This is a genomic window from Leptolyngbya sp. FACHB-60 (assembly GCF_014695775.1).
Taxonomy (GTDB): domain Bacteria; phylum Cyanobacteriota; class Cyanobacteriia; order Phormidesmidales; family Phormidesmidaceae; genus Nodosilinea.
Genome location: NZ_JACJOX010000014.1, coordinates 20515 through 45950, shown reverse-complemented (window position 1 = coordinate 45950; position 25436 = coordinate 20515). Strand labels below are relative to the sequence as shown.

Annotated in this window: 22 protein-coding genes; 11 read left to right on the top strand and 11 right to left on the bottom strand. The window is 53.8% G+C overall.

Annotated features, from left to right (window positions below; translation table 11 throughout):
- Nucleotides 1-28 precede the first annotated feature (28 nt).
- The 3 genes from H6F57_RS03810 (at nucleotide 29) to H6F57_RS03800 (ending at nucleotide 2481) form a co-directional block, all read left to right on the top strand.
- Nucleotides 29-1549, top strand: a complete 1521-nt coding sequence (locus H6F57_RS03810) for an AAA family ATPase (protein ID WP_190625086.1) — start codon at nucleotides 29-31, stop codon at nucleotides 1547-1549.
- A 74-nt stretch (nucleotides 1550-1623) separates the two neighbouring features.
- Nucleotides 1624-2085, top strand: coding sequence for an SH3 domain-containing protein (locus H6F57_RS03805; RefSeq protein ID WP_190625085.1), 462 nt, complete (start codon nucleotides 1624-1626; stop codon nucleotides 2083-2085).
- A 231-nt stretch (nucleotides 2086-2316) separates the two neighbouring features.
- The gene (locus H6F57_RS03800) at nucleotides 2317-2481 is read left to right on the top strand and encodes a hypothetical protein (protein WP_190625084.1); all 165 of its coding nucleotides are present in this window, start codon (nucleotides 2317-2319) and stop codon (nucleotides 2479-2481) included.
- Between the two features lie 143 nt (nucleotides 2482-2624).
- Here the strand turns inward: H6F57_RS03800 and H6F57_RS03795 are convergent, their stop codons facing one another.
- Nucleotides 2625-3275 carry a TraX family protein gene (locus H6F57_RS03795; protein ID WP_190625083.1) on the bottom strand — a complete coding sequence of 217 codons (651 nt, stop codon included), beginning with the start codon at nucleotides 3273-3275 and terminating at the stop codon, nucleotides 2625-2627.
- Between the two features lie 109 nt (nucleotides 3276-3384).
- Here H6F57_RS03795 and H6F57_RS03790 point away from each other — a divergent pair, with 109 nt between their 5' ends.
- Nucleotides 3385-4056, top strand: coding sequence for a MarC family protein (locus H6F57_RS03790; RefSeq protein ID WP_190625082.1), 672 nt, complete (start codon nucleotides 3385-3387; stop codon nucleotides 4054-4056).
- A 60-nt stretch (nucleotides 4057-4116) separates the two neighbouring features.
- On the opposite strand, the gene H6F57_RS03785 is transcribed toward H6F57_RS03790, so the two are convergent.
- Both H6F57_RS03785 and H6F57_RS27900 read right to left on the bottom strand, forming a co-directional pair.
- The gene (locus H6F57_RS03785; protein WP_190625081.1) at nucleotides 4117-5268 is read right to left on the bottom strand and encodes an S-layer homology domain-containing protein; all 1152 of its coding nucleotides are present in this window, start codon (nucleotides 5266-5268) and stop codon (nucleotides 4117-4119) included.
- Between the two features lie 372 nt (nucleotides 5269-5640).
- Complete coding sequence (locus tag H6F57_RS27900) at nucleotides 5641-5766, bottom strand: hypothetical protein (protein ID WP_277873735.1); 126 nt, start codon at nucleotides 5764-5766, stop codon at nucleotides 5641-5643.
- Nucleotides 5767-6222: 456 nt separating this feature from the next.
- Between H6F57_RS27900 and H6F57_RS03780 the strand changes: the two genes are divergently transcribed.
- Both H6F57_RS03780 and H6F57_RS03775 read left to right on the top strand, forming a co-directional pair.
- Nucleotides 6223-7566 (top strand): ParA family protein, encoded by a 1344-nt coding sequence (locus H6F57_RS03780; protein WP_199289510.1) that lies wholly within the window; start codon nucleotides 6223-6225, stop codon nucleotides 7564-7566.
- A complete protein-coding gene (locus H6F57_RS03775) occupies nucleotides 7566-8246 on the top strand; it encodes a Rho termination factor N-terminal domain-containing protein (protein ID WP_190625080.1) in 681 nt (226 codons plus the stop codon). Before H6F57_RS03780 ends, H6F57_RS03775 begins: the two co-directional genes overlap by 1 nt.
- Before the next feature lie 53 nt (nucleotides 8247-8299).
- Here the strand turns inward: H6F57_RS03775 and H6F57_RS03770 are convergent, their stop codons facing one another.
- From H6F57_RS03770 to H6F57_RS03760, 3 genes are all read right to left on the bottom strand, one after another.
- A complete protein-coding gene (locus H6F57_RS03770; protein ID WP_190625079.1) occupies nucleotides 8300-9382 on the bottom strand; it encodes an anthranilate phosphoribosyltransferase family protein in 1083 nt (360 codons plus the stop codon).
- Nucleotides 9383-9428: 46 nt separating this feature from the next.
- Nucleotides 9429-10355 carry a LysR family transcriptional regulator gene (locus tag H6F57_RS03765; protein ID WP_190625078.1) on the bottom strand — a complete coding sequence of 309 codons (927 nt, stop codon included), beginning with the start codon at nucleotides 10353-10355 and terminating at the stop codon, nucleotides 9429-9431.
- A gap of 239 nt (nucleotides 10356-10594) precedes the next feature.
- A complete protein-coding gene (locus tag H6F57_RS03760; RefSeq protein WP_190625077.1) occupies nucleotides 10595-11695 on the bottom strand; it encodes a HEAT repeat domain-containing protein in 1101 nt (366 codons plus the stop codon).
- A gap of 326 nt (nucleotides 11696-12021) precedes the next feature.
- Here H6F57_RS03760 and H6F57_RS03755 point away from each other — a divergent pair, with 326 nt between their 5' ends.
- From H6F57_RS03755 to H6F57_RS03745, 3 genes are all read left to right on the top strand, one after another.
- Entirely contained in the window at nucleotides 12022-13614 is a 1593-nt protein-coding gene (locus H6F57_RS03755) for a ferredoxin--nitrite reductase (protein WP_190625076.1), read from the top strand.
- 416 nt (nucleotides 13615-14030) lie between these two features.
- Complete coding sequence (locus tag H6F57_RS03750) at nucleotides 14031-16265, top strand: nitrate reductase (RefSeq protein WP_190625075.1); 2235 nt, start codon at nucleotides 14031-14033, stop codon at nucleotides 16263-16265.
- Nucleotides 16266-16278: 13 nt separating this feature from the next.
- Nucleotides 16279-16728: a phosphate-starvation-inducible PsiE family protein gene (locus H6F57_RS03745; RefSeq protein ID WP_190625074.1), complete on the top strand. Its 450-nt coding sequence runs from the start codon at nucleotides 16279-16281 to the stop codon at nucleotides 16726-16728.
- Between the two features lie 53 nt (nucleotides 16729-16781).
- Here the strand turns inward: H6F57_RS03745 and H6F57_RS03740 are convergent, their stop codons facing one another.
- Genes H6F57_RS03740 through H6F57_RS03720 form a run of 5 tightly spaced genes read right to left on the bottom strand, consistent with a single transcriptional unit; the run spans nucleotide 16782 to nucleotide 21721 of the window.
- Entirely contained in the window at nucleotides 16782-17855 is a 1074-nt protein-coding gene (locus tag H6F57_RS03740) for a glycosyltransferase family 1 protein (RefSeq protein WP_190625073.1), read from the bottom strand.
- A 50-nt stretch (nucleotides 17856-17905) separates the two neighbouring features.
- The gene (locus H6F57_RS03735; RefSeq protein ID WP_190625072.1) at nucleotides 17906-18868 is read right to left on the bottom strand and encodes a GDP-mannose 4,6-dehydratase; all 963 of its coding nucleotides are present in this window, start codon (nucleotides 18866-18868) and stop codon (nucleotides 17906-17908) included.
- A gap of 36 nt (nucleotides 18869-18904) precedes the next feature.
- On the bottom strand, nucleotides 18905-20053 hold the full coding sequence (locus tag H6F57_RS03730) for a glycosyltransferase family 1 protein (protein ID WP_190625071.1): 1149 nt from the start codon (nucleotides 20051-20053) through the stop codon (nucleotides 18905-18907).
- Between the two features lie 2 nt (nucleotides 20054-20055).
- Complete coding sequence (locus H6F57_RS03725) at nucleotides 20056-20970, bottom strand: glycosyltransferase family 2 protein (protein ID WP_190625070.1); 915 nt, start codon at nucleotides 20968-20970, stop codon at nucleotides 20056-20058.
- A gap of 52 nt (nucleotides 20971-21022) precedes the next feature.
- Nucleotides 21023-21721: a glycosyltransferase gene (locus H6F57_RS03720; RefSeq protein ID WP_190625069.1), complete on the bottom strand. Its 699-nt coding sequence runs from the start codon at nucleotides 21719-21721 to the stop codon at nucleotides 21023-21025.
- A gap of 526 nt (nucleotides 21722-22247) precedes the next feature.
- Between H6F57_RS03720 and H6F57_RS28275 the strand changes: the two genes are divergently transcribed.
- Both H6F57_RS28275 and H6F57_RS03710 read left to right on the top strand, forming a co-directional pair.
- Complete coding sequence (locus tag H6F57_RS28275) at nucleotides 22248-24044, top strand: glycosyltransferase family 2 protein (RefSeq protein ID WP_190794979.1); 1797 nt, start codon at nucleotides 22248-22250, stop codon at nucleotides 24042-24044.
- Between the two features lie 14 nt (nucleotides 24045-24058).
- On the top strand, nucleotides 24059-25396 hold the full coding sequence (locus tag H6F57_RS03710) for a glycosyltransferase (RefSeq protein ID WP_190625067.1): 1338 nt from the start codon (nucleotides 24059-24061) through the stop codon (nucleotides 25394-25396).
- Nucleotides 25397-25436: the final 40 nt, after the last annotated feature.

Here is a 25436-nt window from a genome sequence, read left to right as displayed (position 1 = left end):
CACTGTGGGATAACTGAGTCGCGCTGACATGGGTTTTACCGACGAACTGGGTTTACTGATTCGCGCCCGCTACCCGATTATCTATATCGCCACCGCCGAGGAAGAGCGGGCCGAGGCCGACATTGCCGCCTGCGCCACCCAGCAGGGCAACCGCGCCCTCTACACCTGGGATTTTGTCGATGGCTACCAGGGCAACCTCAACGACGCGGGCTTTGGCAAACGCAACCCCCTGCAAGCGCTAGAACTGGTGGAAAAGCTGCCCGCCACGGCTCCAGCCATCTTCGTGCTGCGCGACTTTCACCGCTTTCTAGACGACGTGGCGATCTCTCGCAAGCTGCGCAACCTGGCCCGACGGCTGAAGGCTCAACCTAAGACGCTGATCATTCTCTCAGCCCAGCTCACTATCCCCGACGAGCTGAGCGAGACCGTGACGGTGCTGGAGTTTACCCTGCCTGATGCCGCTGCCATTCGGCACGAGGTGCAGCAGCTCTTGGGCTCGACCGGCACTAACCTGCCGATGGCTACGTTGGAAGAGGTCGTGCGCACCTGCCAGGGGCTGTCACTGGAGCGCATTCGGCGGGTGCTGTCGCGGGCGATCGCGGCCCATGGAGCTTTTGACCCCAACGACCTCGACCTAATTCTCGACGAAAAGCGCCAGAGCATTCGTCAGACCCAAATTCTCGACTACTACCCGGCCAGGGAGCAGATCTCTGACATTGGTGGCCTCGACAACCTCAAAGACTGGTTGCTAAAGCGAGGTACCGCCTTCTCCGAAAAAGCCCGCCAGTACGGCCTGCCCCATCCGCGCGGGCTTCTGCTGCTAGGCATTCAGGGTACAGGCAAGTCGCTGACTGCCAAGGCGATCGCCCACCACTGGCACCTGCCCCTGCTGCGCCTCGATGTGGGCCGGCTGTTTGGTGGCCTGGTGGGCGAGTCAGAGGCCCGCACCCGCCAAATGATTCAGCTGGCAGAAGCCCTGGCCCCCTGCGTGCTGTGGATTGACGAAATCGATAAGGCCTTTGCGGGCATGGATGGCCGGGGCGACTCAGGCACCGCCAGTCGGGTCTTTGGCACCTTTATCACCTGGATGGCGGAGAAAACCTCCCCGGTGTTTGTGGTGGCCACGGCCAACAATATTCAGGCTCTGCCGCCAGAGATGCTGCGTCGGGGTCGCTTTGACGAAATTTTCTTTGTTGGTCTGCCCAGCCAGAGCGATCGCCAGGCTATTTTTGAGGTTCACCTCTCGCGCCTGCGGCCCCACACCCTCAAGACCTTCGACACCGCCCGGCTGGCCTACGAAACCCCCGACTTCTCGGGGGCTGAGATCGAGCAGGCGATTGTCGAGGCAATGCACCTGGGCTTTAGCCAAAACCGCGATTTTACCACCGACGATATTCTCACTGCCGCCAGCGAAATGGTGCCCCTGGCTCGCACCGCCCAGGAGCAAATTGAGGCGCTGCAAGCCTGGGCAGCGGCGGGTAAAGCCCGCATGGCCTCCCGCAGCGGCATCGACCCCCGATTTCGCCCCACTCTCCCCAGTGGCGATTAGTTTCCCCATGCCGATTGCCAAGAGGTGCTGTACCATTAGCAAGCTGTAGACCCTACCTCCGGCCCGCTGCCTCCATGAAAGGATTTTTCATTGGCCTATCAAAATTAATTTTGGGCATGGCGATCGCCCTCATCCTGCTGTCGATGGCAGGGGTGGCCACTGCCCGCTACTTCATGGGTCGCCTGTCGGTGCTACCGCCCAAGCCCCTGTACGGCGATGAAATGCCGACCCCAGCCCCAGAAGCAGCCCCAGAAGCCCCTGCCGAGCCTGTGGTCGAAGCCCCACCGGCCCCAGCGGAGCCGCCGGCAGAGGCCGCTCTTGAACCCGGTACCTACAACGCCACGGTCGTGCAGCCCATTGGCCTGGTCATGCGCGAAGGTCCTGGGGTCGAGTTTCCCCAGGTGGGGGGCGTGGATGTCAACGAAGCAGTGGTGGTGCTCGAAGAACCCGCCAACCAGTCGTGGGTCAAGGTACGAGTGGTGTCTAACGGCCAGGAAGGCTGGGTCAAAGCAGGCAATACCCGTCGCGTCGAATAGCCTCAACCTCTCACTTGAGGCTGGTTTTTCCGTTGGGCTTGCTCCTTCTATGGGAAGAATGTTAACTAATTTAACTAAGCCTTAAGCTTGGTATCAGTTCCCCGCTGCGGTTTCATTTGACCCCGGTCAGGGTGGTAGCGTGAGGTCTGAACAGCCCTAGGGTTAGGTACGTAGTTTCCATACACAACTGCTGCCCCGTTCTTCGGCGTCATACCCCACTTTTAAGAACCCATGCATAACCTACAAAAAGACTGGATTGGCTCTGTTGCGATCGCGGCTCTAGGGGCTGGCGTGATTACAAGCTTTGCGGTTGCTCAGGGGCAGAACCCACTGGTGGGCCTGTCAATCACCGTTTTTGCTGCTGTTTCGGCAGTGGCGATCGACCATTTTTTGTAAGCTCGGCTTAAACCGCGTCTCCATCCCGAACCAGTACCCCCGACGGTTAGCAGAACGACTGCTGACTGTCGGGGGTATTGCTAAGCGGTGCCGCAGACGTGAATTCCCCTAGCCCTCGGGTAGTAAGAGCTTGCCACCTGCCGCTAATTCAAACCCTGCCGAATGAGCCACAGCAGGGCTAGATGGCCAGGATAAAAGGCATAAAACCATCGCGCCTTGGCTCCCCGCTCCCTACTGGCCAGCCAAAAGATCAGCGAGACGGCGATCGCCGGCAGTTGAAACGGCCCTTCTCGCCAGGCCCAAAACAGGTGAAAACCAACCCAGGCTAACCCCCACAGCACAGTGGGGCGGTAGTAGCGGGTAAGAGCGATTAGCCCAATGCCATAGCTGCTGTAACCCATAGCCAGCAGTTCACTTAGACCCGCCCCTCCAATCCAAATGGGCAGCTGAAAGCGGGGAAACCCCCGCGCTAATCGCAGACAGATCAGCCCCAAAAGCAGCTCAAACAAAATATTGGGCCGAGCCGTATCAAAGGTGAGTTGGTAGATCGGCTGAGACACCACGCCTAACACTGCCAACCGCAGACCGTAACGCCCCACATGCTTAGTGTGAGCCTCGCCCTGCACTAGCAGCCAAACAAACAGCGGAAAGCTGATCCGCCCAACAATGCGAAATCCGATCGCCTCAGGAAAAAACACCACGCCGATGTGATCTACCAGCATGGTCACAGCCGCTAAAACTTTGATCTGGTAGCTGGTTAATCCTTCAGAAAAAGCGCCGAGTCTTGACTGCAATAGCTGAAACCTGTCTGGACTAGTGATCTATATCTTTGGTCTAACACAGGGGGAGGCGACCGTTTGGGCCGAACAGCGGTAGATTTGAGGCAGTCTCCTAAGCAACCCTATGCCGATCATTCTGCCGCTGTTTGCTAAAGCCTTTCTGACCCTGTTTGTGGTAATTGACCCGGTGGGGTTAGCGCCCTTGTACCTGGCTTTGGTAAGCGATCGCACCGAGGCCGAGCAAACCCAGATCGCCACGCGAGCGGTGGCAGTTTCAGCCGGTATTCTGCTCGCATTTGGGCTTACTGGGGCTTACGTGCTACACAATTTGGGCATTAGTCTGCAAGCCTTTCAAATTGCGGCGGGGTTTTTGCTGTTTAAGATTGCTCTCGACATGATCTTTGTGCAACAGGAGCGCGAGACCGAGGCTGAGGTGCAGGAAGCGGGCACCAAGCAAGATGTCAGCGTATTTCCGTTGGCAATTCCGCTGATTGCAGGGCCGGGCAGTTTGGCCAGCATTTTAGTGCTATCGCGGGAGTCAACCAACTATTACCTGGGGTTGAGCGTAGTGCTAGGGGCGGCGGCGGTGGTCTTGCTGCTGTGCTATCTGTTTTTGCTGCTGTCAAGGCCGTTGGCTAAGGTGCTGGGCCAAATCGGCATTAACGTGGTTACCCGAGTGTTGGGGGTGCTGCTGGCTGCCCTAGCCGTTCAATACATGCTCGATGGCTTGCTCAGCCTGCTCCAGCTGCCCCCCGCTCAAGCCTTTGGCATCGACACCCCCACTCCTGATTCTTAAGCGCAAAAAAAGACGCCCCGCAGGGCGTCTTGTAACACTTATCAGGACAGAGAACGTAGATTAGCGATTGCCGGGGGTGCGACCACCCTCGTCATTGCTGCCGCCGCGGGGGCGAGAGTTGCCGGGGTCGCAGCCCTCAGCACCATTGCCAATGCCCTGGTTGCAGTTCTGTCTGCGGCCATCGTTATCGTCATCATCATCATCGTCATCATCATCATCATCATCGTCGTCATCATCATCGTCGTCATCATCATTGTCCACGTTCGTTCCGCCGGTTTCGGTGGTAGTTTCGGTGGTGGTGGTGATAGTTTCGGTCAGACTAGAGAAGTTGCTGCTGTTGACGATGTAGGCCGACTCAACGGTTTCGACCTTGCCCATGTAGGCCAGGGCCTGGTAGACAAAGCTACAAGCTTCAGCGCGAGAAACCACCCCAAACAGGTTTAGCTGGGTGATGGTGGGATAGTTCACCAAAATGCCGCGCTCCACCAGAGCCGCGATAATGACGCGATACTCACTGGGGATTTGGTTGGCGTCGCTGAAGATGCTCAACAGGCTATCGACCGACTGCCCAGAGGTGACTTGGGTAATGTTCAGCCCTCGGGCTAGCATCACCAACATGTCGAGACGGGTCATAGTGCCGTTGGTGTCAAACATCCCATTGGAAACCTCCAAAAAGCCCATGGAGTAGGCTTTTTGAATAGCGCTGTAGGCCCAATAGCTGCGGTTGACGTTGCGCAGGGTGACGGTTTGACGCGAAGCAGGCATATCAAAGGCCTGGGCAATCATCGCCGCATACTGGGCTTTGGTGAGATTGTTGCTCGGCAAGAAATTTCCGCTGGGGAATCCGCTGACAACTTTAATAGCGGAGAGGCGATAGACAAAGCTGCTCGCCCAGTAATTGGTGGAAATATCGCTAAAGCTGACCTGGTTGACGTTGGTGGTCGTGGTCGTGGTCGTGGTGCGACGCTGCTGGTAAATAACCTCGCCCGATTCTACGTCGTCGTCATCATCATCGTCATCGTCGTCATCATCTTTGGTGTGGGCCGCATCGAGGGCCTGGTCGAGCAGGGCTTCGTCTTTGAGCCAGTTAAAATTTTGAATGGGGCCTTCAGCGGCCAGGGCGATCGCCGCCCCACTGCCAATAGTTAAAGTCGCCAAAATTGCCGAAAGCGGTGCTAACCGCAGTAGCTTAGCCCAGTTAGTTTGAGTCATTCTCGTTCATTCCCCGTAGAGTCTTTGAAGTGTAATGTTGATGAGGTAGATAGACACTTCCGTAGTGCGGCCTGAATTTAGCCGACTCCCGCAGTCTGCCCATCTCATCAGTCGAAATCACAATGCTCCTCATTGCTGAGCTTCTATGACGCGCCCGAAACCCTGAGGTTGCAGGGCCAGAGGCACTTTATAGAAATCCTATGTGACCTTCACAATTCTTTGATAAACGGCGAAATTTTGCCTCTATCCGAGATTTTTTCGCTACTTGATCGAGAATGCTCCTGTCAACTGAGTTTTCCCTTGATTTATCGTGGTGAGTGCCGGGTTGGTCTTGTTGCCCTGATCTTGAAACCGCCAGCGGGCAGTATTGGTTCACCCGGCGGGGATTGAACTGTGGTTGTAGGTGAGAGCCTGGGTCAAGTCGGCGGACTGCTGGCAAAATTCTTCTAGTTTGGCCAGCGCTTTGCCAGTCGCCAGTAGCGTCTGAGCCTCGGCCAAGCCCCCTGCGAGAGAATCGGCAATGCTGCCCTGCTACAGGCAAAACCCGGCATTCCACAGGGCAGTTTTGGCGAGTTCTGAAGGGGTGCCCGTGAGAATGTCTAGCAGGTGATCGCCCAGAACTGCATCATCGCCCAGCTCTACGCAAAACATTCTGTTTTGAATATAGAGACTTAGTGCTCCGTCGTGATTGAAATTTAGAAGTGCAGGCCCTATAGCTGGTTTGCTAATAAAAAAATATTCTTTACACAAGAATAATTAGCAAGGCTCAAGAATTAGGTGATGGCGATCGTGGTCGGCTGGGTATGTTGAATATGCGGATCTGGCGGGACTAAAAGATAATGGGCAGCCATCGCTAACTACCGCATTACATAAAGCTTCGATGAAATCAGCAGAAAATCTGCGGATACCTTCAGTCACATTCGTTACGACTAGGGTAAAGCCCCAAAAATAACCATGAGCCTAGCACAAGTTCTAAGAGATCTTCCCGGCGACGCACCAGAAGCAGTCGTGGAACACAACTTTTCTAAAGTCTTTCTAAATGCTTTGGGGTTCGAGAATTTGGAAATTCTACCTCAATTTCCTGTAGGCAAAAGATTTGTAGATCAAGCCGCCCGGAAAAATCCTGGCGAAGAAGATATTTTTTTAAGCACTAGAAAAAATCCATATCTTTATATGGAAGTTAAGGGCCGGTGTGAAAATCTATCTGATGAAAAACATCCAAATTATCGTAAGGCTGCTTTTCAATTAAAGCAATATCTCTTACACCCAGACTCAAAAACGGTTAAGTGGGGAATTCTCACCAATGCCAATCACGTTCAGCTGTTTCGCAAGCACGGGAAAGTTATTCATCCAATTACGCCATGTCTTTCTCTTAAGGAAGACTTTGAGCATACTGTAAGTGAAATTAAACGTCGGATAGAAGCCCCAAGTAGAGCGTTGATGGTGGCAGTTTACAATAACAAGGGTGGTGTGGGAAAAACCACTACAACTCTAAACATTGCTGCCACACTAGCACTATATAGAAAGCGAGTTCTGATAGTCGATTTTGATCCCAATCAAAGCGACTTAGGTGATGCTCTCAATCTTAAGCCTTTGAACGGTAAGGTTTTTGAGGCACTTTCCAATAAAGAATGTGACGTCAGAAGTATTATATCTACTTACAAATTTGAGCATCCCCGCGTCAAAGAACCACCGGAATTTGATGTTATTCTGGCTGATGAACAATTGGTAAGTGAAAAAGAGGAAAAAGATCTGCGGCAGCAGATAAAATTTTATGCTCTCCGTCGCCTCTTAGAATCTGTTCAGAACGATTATGACTATATTTTGATTGATGCTCCACCCAACTGGCGTATTTTTGCCCAAAAGGCTCTTTATGCCGCTGATGTTGTTTTGATTCCCGCACGCCATGACAATCTGCACTCGTTGCAGAACGCTGGGACGGCAATCACACAGTTTATCCCGGAAACCCAGGTTGAGCGGAGAAAGTTTGGAGATGCAGGGCCGATAGCGTTGCCAATTTTTCTGAATAATGCTTTTCGGGTGACACCTGCACAGGTAGAACTAATGCATCAGGCAATCGATGGCATCATCAAAGATGCTAAAAAAAATTGTTCAGGATTTGACTTGAAGCCCTATTTCTATCCCAAGGATACGCAAGCCCACAGCAACCGAAAAATGATTGGCATTCCCTATATGGCTTTTATTTCTAGGGCTGATTTTATGCACATGCCAGCTGCATTTGCTTTTAAGCAAGCCCGTGAACAATACCAAAACCTTGTTAAGGAGTATTTTCTATAATGAGCTTCTCAGATATTGGAAACTTAATGTATCTGCCCTTTGATGAAATTGAGCCTGGCAAACCTGCTGAAATTCATGAATATTTAATTCAGTCAGCAGCAAATCAATTGGGTTCGAATGGTCGCAACTGGGTTCCAGTGATCGTTAAAGAAATTTCTCCTGAGCAGTACCAGGTAATTGGTAACAGTTTTGTATATGCCGTAGCGGCTGAGGCCGGCCTATCTAAGGTTTGGTGCATTATTGCGGATGACGCGCCAGAGACAGTAGTAGCTACCCAGGCGTTAACTCAAGAGGTTTTGCCCAAAACCAATCTATCTACCGCCAGTCGTGAAGAAATTTCTGTTGCTATAGATTATTTGTTGAGCCAGCCTGCGACTCCGCTTAAAGGGGTAAAACCCGTTTCGCTTATAGCTAGGCTTGATGAAGCCCCCCGGCAATATTGGAAAAACTTCGAACCAGTCAAAAAACTAGGTTGTGGCATCACTACTAAGGCGAAACTCAAGGCGCTAGAAGAAGTGTTTTATTTGACGCCTGAACCGATGCCAGAGGTGATTACAGACCGCAAGATTCTAGAGACTCTGACCACTCAGCAGCTCAAAGACATGGCCAAAAAACGGGATGTCAAGGGCCTGTCTAAGCTCAAAAAGGCTGACTTGGTGGAGTTGCTAGCCGCCGCTTGAGGTCATGCCTAAAGACATTCTCTCCGGCGATGGGCGGTGCCACCTCTGCTGAACTAACTGCGGCTGTAGGCCAGCGGTTGATTTAAGCTGGCAGCCTGGAGCTGCAACTCATTTAGCTTGGCTATTGCGCCGCCTGTGGCGATGATGTCTTGGGCTTGAGCCAGCCCCGCCTCTAACGAGTCTGCTGCTCCCCCCTGCCACAGATAAAAACCGGCATTCCACAGAGCGGTTTTGGCGAGTTCTGAAGGGTTACCCAAGATGACATCCAGCAGGCGATCGCCCAGCGTCACCTCATCCCCCAGTTCCACATCGTCGCCTTCTAGGCCGTAGTCGCGGGGGTGCAGCAGCAGGCGATCAGTCTGACCAGGGTGGTTGACCCCAACTATTGCCGTTCTGCCCCGCGCTAGATCGCAGCTGCCCTCTAGCCCCTTAACCGTAATCCAGTCGGTCTGGCCTCGCAGGGCAAAAGTGCCCTTAGCAAACTCCTCGGTGGGCGGGTGCACAAACCCCATCACCAGGGTGTGGGGACCAGCGTAGGGCGACCACAGCAGCTCTACCGTGGCAAAGGGAGGGCGTTTGCCAATTTGCTCGCGGTAGGACACCAGCCCGTGGGCCAGCGGAAAGTGTTGGGGCAGGTAGACAAAGCCGATGCCAGTGCGGTTGAGCAGGGTGTGGGCCTGCTCTAGGCTATGGGAGCGCAGCTCAACACCCAACTGTTCCCACAGCTCGACTAGTGGAATCCCTTCTTTGGTGGGCATGCGATCGCCGCCATGCATTACCACTGGCACCCCGGCTGCCGCCACCACCAGAGCAGTGATGAGGGTGACGGGGGCAGTACGCGAGCGACCGTCGTAGGGGCAGCTCAGCACCAGGGCCGGGCGGTTGTAGGCGCTGTTGGGGGCGATCGCGGGCAGGGTCGGCCCCAGGGCAGCGTAGGCATCTAGGGTGCCCGCCAGTTCATCAGCGGTGGGGCGCTTGATGCGGTGGGCAATCATAAACGCACCGATCTGGGCCGGGGTAGCTGTCTGGGTCAGCATCATGCGGGTGGCGGCTTCGGCCTCGGCGCGGGTCAGCGCCCTAGAGGTGTGACTGCCGCTGCCAACTTGCTTGAGCAAATCCCGAAACTCGTGGCTCATAGAGACTGCTAACCCTGGGAAAAAGGGGTTCGTAAAGGATGATTACCTAACTGTAAGACACCGCTGCGGGTCTAGAGCGAATGGGGGTGGCCAGGCTCTGCACCAGATCGTGAAATCGCTGAATGGGGGGAATCACTAGGCGATCGCGGGTGGTCACCAGCACCACCGAGCGGGTCAACACCGGCGCTTCGGTGGGGCGCACCGCCAGGGTGGGGTCATCGTGGCAGTCGGATAGAGCCGACTGGGGCAGTAGCGCGACAAAGTTACCCTGGCGAATGACGCCGCGAAAGGCATCGAGGGTATTGAGTTCCATGGCTGGGTTAAACACCTCGCCTCGGTCTTGAAACTGCTGCTGCACCAGCCGCGCCATGCCGTAGCCGTCTTTAAAAATAATCTGCGGAAACCGAGCCAGCATTTCCCAAGAGATCGCAGGCTGCCGGGCTAGGTCGTGGTTGCCCGCCATTAACACCTCAATCGACTCCTCAAAGAGAGGCGTGACCACCATTTCGGGCTGGGTGGTGAGGCGGGGATTATCCATCACAATGGCCAGGTCAACTAGACCATCGCGCAGCACTTTGAGAGAGCGATCGCTGCCCAGAGCCGTCACCCGCAGCTGCACCTGAGGATACTCTGAGCAAAACTGCTGGAGAACTGGCGGCAGCACCGTGGCACACACCGACTGAATTGCCGCCACGCAAAGCTCAGGCTGCTTACCGGCCATCAGGTCGGCAATATCTTTAGAAACCTGCATCCAGTCTTGGTAGATGCGCCGGGCCTTGGGCAGCAGGCGCTCTCCGGCCACCGTGAGTTTGGCCTGGGCCCCCCGGTGAAACAACGGCGCATCCAGTTCGGCCTCCAGGGCCTGTACCTGGCGGCTGACAGTGGATTGCGTCACCGCGCACTGCTGCGCCGCCGCCTGAAAGCTGCCGGTTTCAGCCACCGATAAAAACGCCTGGAGCTGCTCTATGCGCATTTTAGACAGGTATCCACACCGCTGCTAGAAAATTGGCCCAACGGAGTTTCGTTAGACCGCCCTTGTCTTGATTAGCAGATCGTACCCCCGCACTTGGTATCGAAAGTAGCGATACCTGGTTTAGGCCGCTGGGGTTTTCGACCAACAGCAGCGAGTCGCGGGCTGGGCCAGTTTACCTCAGCCCCATGCCGGCTCAATACTTCATCCTTCAGTCTTCCCCAGCAGCGGGCGAGAATTGATTAGGCAGATTGGGGCTGGAGCTGACGTAGGGCTGCCTCAGCATGGAGCTGCACCCCAGGGTCTGGGTCGTGCAGCAGCGATCGCAGAACGGCCTCTAGTTTTGGGTCGCCCATCTGCCCTAAAGCCAGAACCAGGTGGCGACGCAGAGTGCCGTTTTCAGCCGTGGGCGGCAACAGCTGCAGCCAGTTCGCTAAGGCCGAGGTGGCCTGGGAACGATGGTCAGGGGCCACGGCAGCCATTCCTTGCACCAGAGCCAGTCGAGCGGGCTCCTTCAACCGATCCCAGGACTGAATCAGACCTTCTAGGGCTGTGGCAGTATTCTGCCAGCTCAGGGCTTGCACAATAAAAATTTGGCGGGCCTCAGGGATGTCGGGGGTTTGCAGCAGCTGTAGCAGAGGCGTTGTTGCCGCCGCACTCGACAGTCGTCCCAGGGCGTAGGCGGCTTGCTGGGCCACTCGTTCATCCGCGTCTCTGAGTAGTGGCGTGAGGGCGTCGATCAGCTGTTGGGCAGACAGGCAAAATCGTAGTCCTAGTAGGCCTCGTACTGCTGCCGTCCGCACCGCCACCGCCGGATCCGCTAAGCTTTGCTGCACTAAGGGCAGCAGGGTGGGGTCGGCAAAGGCGCTAAGGGCATCGAGGGCGGTGGCCCGTACAGGCGATCGCCCATCGGCCATCGCCAATTTCAGCCAGGGAATAGTGGCGGGGTGGTGAATGCGGGCTAGAGCCTGTACCGCTGCGGGTTGAGCGAGCTGCTCGCCCAGAGCAGCGATCGCCGCCGGGCCAATCTGGGTCAGGGCCGCCGCCATGGCCTGGCGCAGGTCTTCATCGGTCGTGGTGGCAAAGGTGTTGACCAGGGCAGCAATTACCTCGGGTCGATCAAATTCCCCCAGGGCGCGAGCCGCAAACCAGCGGGCTTCCCAATCGCACTCGCTGTTTTGAAGCATGGCCAGCAGATCGTCTAAGGCCGCGTCGCCCAGATCAGCGACCTGGCGCGACTGCTCCCAGCGATCGTGAAAGTCTCCGGCACCCAGCTTGGCCACCGCAGTTCGGGCCGCCTCTGACGGAAATGATGAAACCGCAAACTGATCAAAAGAGGACACAGATTGCTCCTAGTTGACTTTGAAACTGGCAGCAGCGGGCACCGGCTTTCTACACCATAGGGCCTGACCTTGGGAAACCCAAGGGTTGACTATGCAGTTCGCGCAGCCGCCTCTTGCGGAGCCTGCATGGTGCTGCCAAAAACGTATGAGTCTATACAAAAGCCTGTTTAGAGCGGTCCTAGGCTAGCCACACCTAACCCTAGGCTGATCCCGATCGTTCTGTAGCGATTGAGGCAGTAGCGTCCGGGGGAGACTGGGAGACTTTCACCAGTTAGAGCCTCAGATAGGGAATACGTCGGTAAACGTCTTGCTACAACGGTGTACCAGTGACCACTTCTATAAACACGGCCAGCACAGCGGCCACCGCCAAACTCAACAAGTTTGAACAGTTTAAGGCTGATAAAGACGGCCTGCTAGTCAAGCACGAGCTGGAGCAGTTTGCCCAGCTAGGGTGGGAAGCCGTGGACGACACCGACCTCACCCATCGGCTCAAGTGGCTGGGCATTTTCTTTCGCCCGGTGACGCCCGGCAAGTTTATGCTGCGGCTGCGGTTGCCCAACGGGTTGCTCAACGGCTACAAGGCCCGCACCCTGGCTGAGATTATCCAGCGCTACGGCGAAGATGGCAGCGCCGACATCACCACTCGGCAAAACCTTCAGCTGCGAGGCATTCTGCTCGAAGACATTCCCGATATTTTTCGGCGCATGCACGCGGCGGGTCTGACCTCCGTTCAGTCGGGTATGGACAACGTGCGCAACATCACCGGATCACCCGTGGCGGGCCTTGACGCCGACGAGCTGATCGACACCCAGGGGCTGGTGCGCAAAGTTCAAGACATGATTACCGCTAACGGCGAAGGCAATGCGGCCTTTAGCAATCTGCCCCGCAAATTCAATATCGCCATTGAGGGCGGCCGCGACAATTCTATCCACGCGGAGATTAACGATATTGCCTTTGTGCCCGCTTACCGAGAGGACGTGCTGGGCTTTAACGTCGTGGTGGGGGGCTTTTTCTCCGCTCGCCGCTGTGAGGCCGCGATTCCGCTCAATGCCTGGGTCACCCCCGACGACAGCGTAGTGGAGCTGTGCCGCGCCATTCTGGAGGTGTACCGTGACCACGGCCCGCGGGTGAATCGGCAAAAGGCCCGCCTGATGTGGCTAATTGACGAATGGGGCATGGATCAATTTCGGGCCGCCGTGGAGACCACCTACGGGCAGCCGCTGCTGTCTGCCGCCCCCAAAGACGAGATGGACTGGGATAAGCGCGACCACATTGGCGTTTACCCCCAAAAGCAGGTGGGGCTCAACTACGTAGGGCTGCACATTCCGGTGGGGCGATTGCAGGCAGCCGATCTCTTTGACCTGGCCCGGCTGGCAGAGGTCTATGGCAGCGGCGAACTGCGCCTGACGGTTGAGCAGAATGTGATTATTCCGAACGTGCCCGACTCGCGGCTGGCGGTGCTGCGGCAAGAGCCGCTGCTGGATAAATTTTCGATCGCCCCCTCGGCGCTGACGCGATCGCTGGTCTCCTGCACCGGGTCGCAGTTCTGTAACTTTGCCCTGATAGAGACTAAGCAGCGCGCCCTAGCCCTGGCTGAGACGCTAGACGCAGAACTCACCCTGTCGCAGCCGGTGCGCATTCACTGGACGGGCTGCCCCAACTCCTGCGGTCAGCCCCAGGTGGCCGACATTGGCCTGATGGGTACCAAGGTGCGCAAGGACGGCAAAACCGTGGAAGGGGTGGATATTTTCATGGGCGGCAAGGTGGGCAAGGAGGCTCACCTGGGCGAAAAGGTGCAGCAGGGCATTCCCTGCGATGAGCTGCACGAGGTGCTGCGATCGCTGCTAATCGACAACTTCGGTGCCCAGCCCAGTAGCACCGCTGAAACTAACAATAGCGTGATGGTGACGGCAGACTAAAAAAATGTCCTGTGGGCCAACGGCCCCAGGACACACAGTTTGCATTTGAGGCAAACGTAGCACAGTCCAGAGCTCAGTGGCGATAGCGAATATTAGGTTTTCACAACCTTGTGTTTTTGGAAGATTTTGGAGTGAGGTGTTTTTAAAGATCTGAATCGATCCTCTAAGTCTCTGCTGTAGGAGCTTTGTCGGTAGCCCCCTTAAAAAGAGGGAAAATTTACCTGGCTAAGAGGGGTACAGCATTTTTCAGGGATTGTAGATAACTCCACAACAAATGCATCATTGGCTATCTCCGTACCCTAGGTCTCTCTGAGCAAGCACCTAACCACCATCCCTTTTAAGGGGGAGGAGGGATCTCCAACCACGCTTTCGCCATCCCTCCAATCCACATCTATTGCTGTTTACCCATTGAGCTTATGACCGATCCGGCTAAAACCTTGTGTCCTTACTGCGGCGTGGGTTGCGGCCTGGAAGTCTTACCTCCGGCCCAGCCCAACAAGCCCACTAACCGCGACGCAGCAGGCAATCCGCTGTGGCAAACGCGGGGCGATCGCGCCCACCCCTCCAGCCAGGGCATGGTGTGCGTCAAGGGAGCCACCGTGGCCGAATCCCTCGATCGCGATCGGCTCAAGTACCCCATGATGCGGACCTCCCTCGACGATCCCTTCCAGCGGGTGTCGTGGGAAGTGGCGCTGGATGCGATCGTCAACCGCATTCAGGCCGTGCGCGACACGATGGGCTCCGACGGCATCTGTGTCTATGGCTCGGGGCAATTTCAAACCGAAGACTACTACGTCGCCCAAAAACTGGTGAAGGGCTGTCTGGGCACCAACAACTTTGACGCCAACTCCCGGCTGTGCATGTCGTCGGCGGTGGCGGGCTACATCCAGAGCTTCGGCAGCGACGGCCCGCCCTGCTGCTACGCCGATCTGGAGGCTACTGACTGCGCCTTTTTGATCGGCACCAACACTGCAGAGTGCCACCCCATCGTCTTTAACCGCCTGCGCAAGCACCATAAGCGCCACGGTCACGTCAAGCTCATCGTGGTTGACCCCCGCCGCACCGACACGGCCAAGGCCGCCGACCTGCACCTCGCCATTCGCCCCGGCAGCGACATTACCCTGCTCAACGGCATTGGCCACCTGCTGCTGCGCTGGGGCAGCCTTGACCCCGAGTTTATCGACGGTTGCACCCAAGGGTTTGCCGCCTACACCGAGGTGCTGCGCCACTACGAGCCGACCATTGTGGCCGAGCGCTGCGACATTACCGTCGCCGATTTAGAAACCGCCGCCCACGCCTGGGCCGATGCCAAGGCAGTGTTGTCGCTGTGGTCAATGGGGCTCAACCAGTCGTCGGAGGGGACGGCGAAGGTGCGATCGCTGATCAACCTCCACTTGATGACTGGCAATATTGGCCGGCCAGGGGCGGGGCCATTTTCCCTCACTGGGCAGCCAAACGCCATGGGCGGACGCGAGGCCGGGGGACTATCCCACATTTTGCCGGGCTATCGTCTGGTGAAAAACCCCGACCATCGCCGCCAGATGGAGGAGTTCTGGGGGCTGCCCGCTGGGCAGATTTCAGCCACCCCCGGCCTGGCCGTGGGCGAAATGATGCTGGCCCTGGAGCAGCAGCAGGTAGGTCTGTTGTGGATCGCCGCCACCAACCCGGCGGTCAGTCTGCCCGACCTCAACCGCACCAAGGCGGCGCTGCGCCAGTCGCCCTTTACTGTCTACCAAGACGCCTACTACCCTACCGAGACCGCCGCGTTTGCCCACCTGCTGCTGCCCGCCGCCCAGTGGGGCGAAAAAACCGGCACCATGACCAACTCAGAGCGGGTAGTCACCCTCTGCGCCGCCTTTCGCTTGCCCCCCGGTGAGGCCCGCCCCGACTGGAAGATTTTTGCCGAGGTGGGCCGTCGCCTGGGATTTGCCGATCAGTTTAACTTCGTCACCAGCGCCGAGGTCTACCGCGAGTTTGCCCAAAGCACCCGAGGGCAACCCTGCGATATCACTGGCCTCAGCCACGAGCGCCTGCGAGAACAGGGCCCCATTCAGTGGCCCTGTCCCGACCCCGAGACGGCCGCCACCGCCGCTACCCGCTACGACAAGCGCCTCTACACCCGAGGTATTTTCAACACCGCCGATCGCCGGGCCCGCTTTGCCGCCCTCCATTCCAACGGGTTAGCGGAACCGCCCGACGACCAGTACCCCTTTGTGCTAACCACCGGGCGGCTCTACGGCCACTGGCACACTCAAACCCGCACCGGGCGCATCGAAAAAATTCAGAAAATGCACCCCGCCCCGTTTCTAGAGATTAACCCCCGCGATGCCCAGCAGCTCCAGGTGCAGGGGGGCGAATGGGTAGAGGTGCGATCGCCCCGAGGTAGGGTCCGGCTGCCACTGCTGGTCACCCAAAACATTCGCCGGGGCACTCTGTTCGTGCCCATGCACTGGGGCAATCTGTGGGCCGAAGATGCCGAGTGCAACGCCCTCACTCACCCGGTCGTCTGCCCGATCTCAGGCCAGCCCGAACTCAAAGCCTGCGCGGTACAAGTCGTGCCGCTGAAGTGTCTTGAAGCGGCAACTGTCGCCGCAGAAACTTTACCAAAGACTACAGAATCGTCTATTCTCTCAGCAGCACCCACTTCTTGAGCAGTCAGCATCGATGGCAAACTGGGCCAAACGGTTGATCAAGCAACTCGAAAACGACACTTTTTTAAGTCGCCTGCACCAGTTTGAGGGCAGCATCTCGAAGGTGCTTTCTCTGGGCATGGTCGTCGTTATTTTGGCGATCGTGTTTGATCTGGTAGTAGTGCTGATCCAAGCCATTTTCACCACCGCCCCCGGCGCGTTTTTGGGCCAGACCGTAATCGATATTTTTGGCCTCTTTTTAACGGTGCTGATCGCCCTGGAGATTTTAGAAAATATCACCGCCTATATTCAAAAGCACGTGGTGCAGGTCGAGCTGGTCATTGCTACGGCCCTGACGGCGGTAGGCCGCAAGTTCATTATTCTCGACCTGACCAAGGTGTCGGGTACGACCCTGATTGGGCTGGCGATCGCTATCTTTGCCCTGGCTATTAGCTACTGGCTCGTGCGGGTCAGCCACCGTTAATTAGTTCTGAATGTCGAGTTCTGAGTTTTGAATAACTAAAACTTAAAACTTACTCATAAATAATGCTGAAGAATCTCGCTAGTCTGATGTCCGGTCTGCTTCCAGCTAAAGGCCTTCACCCGTGCTAGCCCAGCTTGGTGAAGCGTCGCCCAAAGCGTGGGGTCATTGGCCACAGCGGTCATCGCCTCGGCCAGTTCACCGACGTTGTAGGGGTCGATTGACAGCGCCGCATCCCCAACCACCTCGGGCAGCGAAGAAACGTTGGACGTAATCACTGGGGTGCCGCAGGCCATTGCCTCTAGGACGGGCAGGCCAAACCCTTCCCACAGACTGGGAAACACCAGCGCGATCGCCTGGTTAATCAATCGAGGCAGTTCGTCGTAGGGCACGTAGGCCAAAAACTGAACGCGATCACCCAGCCCCATCGCCTCTACCTGAGCTTGCAGCGCTGGCGTATAGCGGGAGTCAGGCACTCCAGCAATCAACAGCTTAAAGTCGGGCAGCGTAGTCTGGGCAAAGGCCTCAATCAGACGGCTCAGGTTCTTGTAGGTATAATGGCTACCCACGTAGAGAAAATAGGGCTGACGCGGCAGATCTAGCCAGCGATAGTGATCAGCATCGTAGGCCAGAGGCACGACCGTTGCTGCCTTGGGTAGTTGACCAAAAAAATGGTGGATATCGCGCAGGGTCGACTCAGAATCGCAAACAACGTGCTCAGCTTGACGAATGACCTGGGGCAGATAGTGCCGAAAATACAGCGTCAGCGGCGACCCTTTTTGGGGAAAGTGCAGGGGAATTAGGTCGTGCACCGTCACCACCGTTCGGCACGATGACCAGAGCGGCGTTTCGGGTATGGGCGAAAACAGCAGTTTTGCGCCGACCTGCCGATACAACCTCGGCACCTGAAACTGTGTCCACCACAGCCGCCGTGCATGGCCCTGCTTGCCTGAATCAGTGGTCGCCCCTGAGGGTGAGGGAAGATGGCGGTGCCCGATGATGGGGCGATCGCTGAGAATCCAGCTGTCTTCCTTCGGAAGATGCTGAATCAGATTGAGCGCATAGACCCCTAGCCCCGTCGGCTTGGCGGGGATAAACGCCAGATTAATCAGCAGCGAAGCCTCAGTCATGTAAGAGCCGTTCAGTCGTGTATTTTGTGCCTACGATCAGCTGGCCGCGCTTACCCATTCAACGTTTTCAAGTCGTGATCAACCATCGATTCGACTAGACGCTGAAATGAATACTTCGGCTGCCAGTTGAGCTGAGTTTTAATCTTGTCAATCGACCCCACCAGCTGCACATCCTCATCGGGGCGATAAAACGTTGGATCAACGCTGACATACTGCTGGTAGTCCAAACCCAGGTAGCTAAACGCACAGTCCACCAATTCACGCACAGAATGGGTCTCACCGCTGGCAATAATGTAGTCGTCGGGGCTCTCAGGCTGCAGCATCAGCCACATCGCCATCACCACATCCTCGGCATGGCACCAGTCTCGCCGGGCATCTAGATTGCCCAGCCGCAGTTCCTTGGCTAAGCCGAGTTTAATCTGCACCGCCCCCAGGGTAATTTTACGAAAGACAAACTCAGCGCCCCGACGCGGTGACTCGTGGGTGTAGGTAATGCCACAGCAGGCGTACAGGTCATACTTTTGTCGATAGTTGACCGTCATCCAGTGTGCATAGGCTTTGGCCACCCCATAGGGATTCCGGGGCCGAAAGGCCGTGCGCTCGGTCTGAGGAGATTCATCGGGTTGACCAAACACCTCACTGCTTGAAGCTTGATAAAAGCGAGTGCTGGGCTTGCAGCGCCGAATTGCCTCCAGCAGGCGAGATACCCCTAGGGCTGTGTACTCAGCGGTCAAGGCTGGCTGTGTCCAAGACAGGGGCACGTAGCTTTGGGAGGCCAAGTTATAAATTTCGTCGGGCTGTGTCTGCTCGATCGCGTCAATCAGTGAGAATTGATCTAGCAGATCGCCAGATATAACTTCAATTTGATTCGAAAAATGGCTGATGCGCTCAAAACTACTGGAACTAGAGCGCCTGACCATGCCGCAGACCTCGTACCCCTGCGACAACAAAAGCTCAGCCAGGTAAGAGCCGTCTTGGCCAGTGAGGCCTGTAATCAACGCTTTTTTTGCCATTGAAACTACTTGTTAGATCCATAGGGCTGGGCTTACCTATAGTAGTGAACGATAGGCCGCCAGCGTTAATTTGGCCGTACGAGTCCAGGAAAACTGAGCCGCCTGCTGATAGCCTTGGGCAATCATGGCCTGGCGTAGGGAGCGATCGCCGATCACCCGCCCCAGTGCCTCAGCCAGGTCTTCTACACTGGTAGGGTCTACCAACAGCGCTGCATCACCGGCTACCTCGGGTAAAGACGACGTATTGGCAGTAACCACTGGGCAGCCCAGAGTCATGGCTTCCAGCACTGGCAGGCCAAAACCTTCGTAGAGAGAGGGGTAGGCAAAGACATCAGCATTTTTGTAGCAATAAGCCACTTCAGCATCAGAGAGATAGTCGAGATGGCGAATGTGATGCTTCCAGGGAGAAGCTGCGATCGCCTCGAAAATTGGCTCAAACTGCCATCCTTTTTGGCCCACCAACACTAGTTGATGATCAATTCGATGCTTATTTTTAAGCTGGTCAAAAGCCTGAATCAGGCGCACCACATTTTTTCGGGGTTCCAGGGTGCTAACAAAGAGAATATAGGGGCGATCGCCTAGATCAACCGCTTTTACAGCACGGCTAACTGCCTGGGTATCATCAGCGTAGCGACTAGCCAAAGGCGTTACCCATATCCGCTCTGGCGAAACTCCCATATACTCCACGATGTCACGCTTAGAGCTTTCAGAGATAGTCACCACCAGATCAGTCCAGCCTAGACACTGCTGCACTCGCTGACTGTAGGTGCTCACCACGGCAGTCACATATTCGGGATAGCGCAGGAAGGACAAATCATAAATCGTCATCACTCGCTGGCTATGTCGGCACGGATAGACCGCATAGTTGGTACCGTGATAGATGTCGGGCTGACCAAACCGATGCTCTAGCTGTCCTAAAACCGGATTTCTAGGCACTTTGGCCAGCAGGTTGAGCAAGCGCACCGGCAGGGGTAAGACGGCCACATCGTCATAGACCGCAAGCGCCTCAGGCAGAGCTAAATTCCCTCGTAGCCAGTTCTTTAGGCTAGGTTGATAGGCAACGCCGAGGCTAAAGGTTTCGGATGCTTGCAGCGATCGCAAGGCCCACAGCAGGTTGAGCACGTATAAGCCTACGCCACTAGGCTTAGGCAAAACCGGAGTAGCATCTACCACAACCCTGACCATACTTAAACCAGCGCCAAAATGTCTTCACGCCTAAACCAAGCTCGGTCGGGAACCAGAAACCAAAAAATCATCTTGGGAGCAATTTTGAAGAAAGCCAGCGGATTGTGTGCCATTAGCTCCTGGCAAGAAAACTGCACTAGTAGACGTACGAAGCGGTGGGTTTGAGTGCGATCGTAGCGGCTAATACCGTAGGTTTTTTCCACATTTACCAAAGCATAGCCCAGCAACCAATTAGCTGGGATCAGCCCTAACTTAGCCTCCAGCATTTGATTGATTTCAGTATGGGCAATTAGGGTTTGACTCATAGTCTTATTCGAGGCATACATTCTAGACCCTGCTAGCTTTTCCGGTAAAAAGTGAACGACAGCATGCTGGCCGTACCGCAGCCATAATTCGTAGTCCATGCAATATTGCAGAGTCTTATCTAATCCACCGTAACGATCTACCATAGAGCGCTTAAAAAACACCGCCGGTTGGCAAAGGAAGCATACCTCCTTGAGGCGGTTGTACCGCCACGGCTCTGTGGGAAATGCCTTTAAGACCTCATCATTTTCTCCAATCCAGTCGGCCTCACCGTAGACAATATCTAGAGCGGGGTTTGCCTCAAATGCCGCCGCTACCTTCGCCAGAGCATTGGGGTAATAGATATCATCAGAGTTTAGCCAAGCAATAATATCGCCATGAGTCATGGCCACCCCTTTATTAACGGCATCAGCTTGGCCGTCATCTAGCTCGCTAACCCACCTCAGTCGGTCTTTGTAGCGCTTCAGAATATTGACAGTTGCGTCAGTGCTACCACCATCGCAAATCGTGTACTCAATTGCCGCCCCAGATTGCGTCAGCACGCTTTGAATCGTTCTTTCAATAAATTGCCCTTGATTATAGGAGGGAGTAACGACACTAAACGTAAGCGACATAATGACTTAGAGTAAATGACTCAACGGGGTCTTCTGGAGTTAAGAGCCACTGCTACTGGGTGATTCGTTTGGGCATACTGGCCATAACATTAAGCCACTGATCAATACCTTGCAGGCTTACATCCCAGGAGTAGTGCTGGGATACAAGCGCTCTCCCTTGATGGGCTAGACGAGCCCCTAAGGCCGTGTCATTCATGAGTCGCAAGAGAGCTGATGCTACATCTTGATCAGTGTTTGTGCTCAATAGACAGACCTCAGGAGTCAAACTTAGCCATTCCAAAGCCAAACTGGAACAGACAATAGGTACTCCAGCACTTAACGCCTCTAAAAGCTTGTACTTGCTTCCACTGCCCGATGACAGCGGTGCACACATGGCTACCGATTGTGCAAAGTAGGGTCTAACGTCCTCTACTTTGCCTGTCTCAGCTACATGCTCGCCGTCGCTGTAGCTGAGACAGGCATGGGCAAATCCAAACTTTTGACGGCCACCGTAAAGATTTTTGGAACGAATGGGCGAATTATTGTCACTCTTGGGGAAGAGTCTTTGAATAAGAATGCCGACGCCCTGCTTATCATTAATCTCACAATGAGTCGCAATAACATCTGGTATCGCTTGACCAAAAATAAACTTTAGCGGGTTAAATTTTCTTAGGATTCTCTTACTAAGCTTACTATGGTTTATTTTGAGAAGGCTTATTGCAAATGAGAGCTTAATCCCTAGCTTTAATCGCTTTGCTAGTACGCTATCCATACATTCTGTCCATAGTGCGCCGAGAAGGAAAAGCTAGTCACCAAAGTCAGGTCGACAACATTTAGGGGGAGTGCGGTAGAGATCAATAATCTTCTAGGAAGTAAAGGTGTGCTATCACCATTTGATACTTTGCTGAACAGACAATGTTCTAATAAAATTCATCATGAGAATGGTTCTTGTTCAAAGGACTAACCTCAGTCACCCCAAATGGCTAGGATCCGCATTATGACGTTGAGATAATCCATTATGGAAGCCCTAGAAAGGCTCAGACTTAGTACAAACATTTTAAGGTAAGAACTTCTGACAATGTTCGCCTTGCTTTGCCAACTCCATATATCTGAACTCATTTTGGTTCCGAATCTATGACTTTAGAAAAGGTATGGTAAAAAACTCGAATCCGTGTAACTCCCGCGAATCTAGTCAGATAGCTCTTTAGCAGTTACCTTGAGACAAACGAACCTTAGACAGACTCGATACCACTTGAGTCAATAGGGATGATACTATCCTTATTGACTCAAGTCTCTATGTGCGAGTCACTCTCTATCCAGCAAAACTAACATTCAACATGCTGCCGAGTCAAAGTCAACCCAAATCGGATAATATCAAACAATTGCAAAATCAATTGCAAGAAAAAGAAGCGATTATCATTCACCTACAACAAGCACTTGCATCTGTTCAGTTGTCTCGCTCAGCTTTGACCCATGAGACCCTTACCCTACAACAGGAACTAGCTTACCTCTCAACAACTAAGGCCTCTATTCGCAAATTATTCAAGACAACTTTACAGAAAGTTAAGGTCTATGACCTGGTTTACAGAAATCATAAAATATTTGTTCCCCTTTACAACTTTTTTTTCCGCGATCAATGGCGGCCAGCCACCCTTACTAGCGATCTTCAAGATCCTCCATTCGGGCAGGAGAGCCCTCCCGACACCCAATCTAAAGCTCAGCCAACATTACAGAGATTGACATTCCCCAATAAGGCAATCGGCTCTAACATTGACACAGAAACACTGTTGGTCAAAACAACAGTCGTAGCGAGGGCTTTGGGTATTAAGGTCAACGGTGAGTCCGATCTGCCAATACTAGAGTACTTATCTGTACTGATTGCCACAACACAGCACGCTCTCTGCATAAAGCCCAATCAACAGATTTTGCCACTCTTGCAAGCAATCACCCAAGCCGGAGGTCAGGTTACCTGTCTTGACTGTAGCTTCCTGGAAATTGCAAATCTCGCCAACTACAATATATGTGCAATTGCTGACACCTTAGAAAGTTGGTTAGCAAACCCCTATACTGATAGCCTCAAGAACTGTGATTTACTCTGCCTTAGCAGTAACACCTCACCAAATAGTCTTCTACTCCTAAAAGGACACCTTACGCCTCAAACTCGGATCATTACCTTTCCTGCCATGATTAACTCAGAATTTGATTGGGTTCCCGGTGAAAAACTATCTTCAACTCTAAATTTCTACGAAGCTCCGGCTGAAAGTTGGGTTGATCCGTTTGAGAATCAGGACTTCAATAAGCGTTATGCCTGGCCTTGGAACTATCCTACCGCCCAACTTCCTGAAAGATTATCATCAGGGTACAAATTTCCCAAAATTTCCATCATTACAGTGACTCTCAACCAGGGAGCATTCTTGGAAGAAACAATCCGTTCGGTATTGATGCAAGGATATCCGAATCTGGAGTATATCGTCATCGATGGAGGATCTACCGACAACACCTCAGCAATTCTCGATCGCTACAGACATGAACTTACTTATTGCGTCAGCGAGCCGGATCAGGGTCAGGCTAACGCGCTGAATAAAGGATTTAGTCATGCCACTGGGGATATTTTGGCATGGCTCAATAGTGATGATTACTATCTACCCGGCACCTTAATGCGGGTAGCACAGGCTCTTAAAATCTACGAGTGTGATATTGTGACTGGAGGTTGTCGTCTATACCATGATTATAGTCCTGAACTTTCTACAATTCATCACGATCAAATGCCGATCGGCCAGGTTGTTCCTTTATCGCTAGAAAAATTATTGGATATTGATAATTGTTGGTTAAAGGGATATTTCTTCTATCAGCCTGAAGTTTTTTGGACTCGCGATATTTGGGAACGCTCAGGCGCTCGTCTCAAGGAAGACCTTTTTTACAGCATGGATTATGAACTGTGGCTTCGAATGGCTCGTGCAGGAGCAAAGGTCATCCACATTCCTGATGTACTTGTGAACTATCGGGTTCACAATGCCCAAAAAACCTATGGTGAAGTCCTTCCCTACCTCCCCGAATTGCGGGGGGTCAGCAAGCAGTTTAGTCAATATCTCTAGTTGTACACCCAGGCATGAATACTTCCTCAACAGATTGCCGCTATCCTTTCATTCAGGATAAGCTCGATAGGCAGCAACCGCTTCGTATTCTCTACATCAATGATCTGGGTTTTCAATATGGAGCTGGCATTGCTGCTCTACGGCAGATTCAGTCTTTTTTGCTCATGGGGCATGCTGTCAAAGCTATTTCCTGTACCCAAGGGGAAACGGAAAAGACTATTCCGTTAGAGACGCAAAACTCTTCGGGGCGTTGGCTTGGGTTAACAGAACTGCCCCATTTGGATGGTTACCTTGGTTTGAGGGCAAACTACATCATAGAGCAGTTGATTCTCGAAGTGAGCCGATGGAGCCCTGATGTAATTGTCGTAGGCAACTTACATAGTGCCATGTGGCCCCTAGATTTACTGAAAACCTTGCAATCACTAAAATGTCTGGTGATTGCTTATATGCATGACTGTTACCTGATCTCAGGACGTTGTGCCTACACTGGTAACTGCACTTTATATCAAACCGGCTGTAATGATACCTGTCCTACGTGGCAAGAGTATCCTGTCTTAGAACCTAAGAAAATCTTTGACCAATGGCAACTACGTCGAGAGATTTTTTGTGGTGCTAACGCTATTCCTCTGGCTGCAAATAGTCGGTGGACGGCAGACATGGCAAATAAAGCTTTTCATGGAGAGGCTCAGGTTGACTGTCTCTATTATGGGATAGACGAGCAATTGTTTCAGCCGATAAATCGAACCTTAGCCCGCAAGATTCTCGGTATTCCCCAAAATAAGTTTGTGATTTTAGGGGGTTCGGTTAACGTCACCGATTATCGCAAGGGAGGGCACATTTTCAAGGAAGTTGTCCAACGCCTGAAAGGCAGAGCCCACTTTGTTGTGTTTGGTATGGCATCCACACAAGTTCCTGGTGTGTGTGGCACAGGGTTAATTCGAGACTATCGCCGAATGCCTTTAATTTACAGTGCAGTAGATTTGTTTGTAGGAACCTCCTTGGAAGAAGCCTTTGGCCAAACCTTTTGTGAAGCCTCAGCCTGTGCTGTACCCATTGTTGCTTTCAAGAGAGATGGCATTCCAGAAATAGCCCGCCATGAGCTCAATGCCCGTCTGGCTAATGAGGCAACAGCTGAAGCGTTGATTGACGAGATTGAGTTTTTTATGGGAACATCAAATGCATGTCAAATCTATGGAGAGGCGGGAAGAAAGTTAGTTGAGAAAGAATTTTCCCTTAAGTGTCAAGGCGAGCGATGGATGAACTATTTTAGAAAGCTATCAACGCAGCCAGTAGGGAACTGTAAAGAAACAAGTTCACGTTTGGCTGCCGAAAGTCCTTCCCATCTGGAATAGAAGTATCCCAGAACCATGAGCTTAATTTTTTATAGGTCTT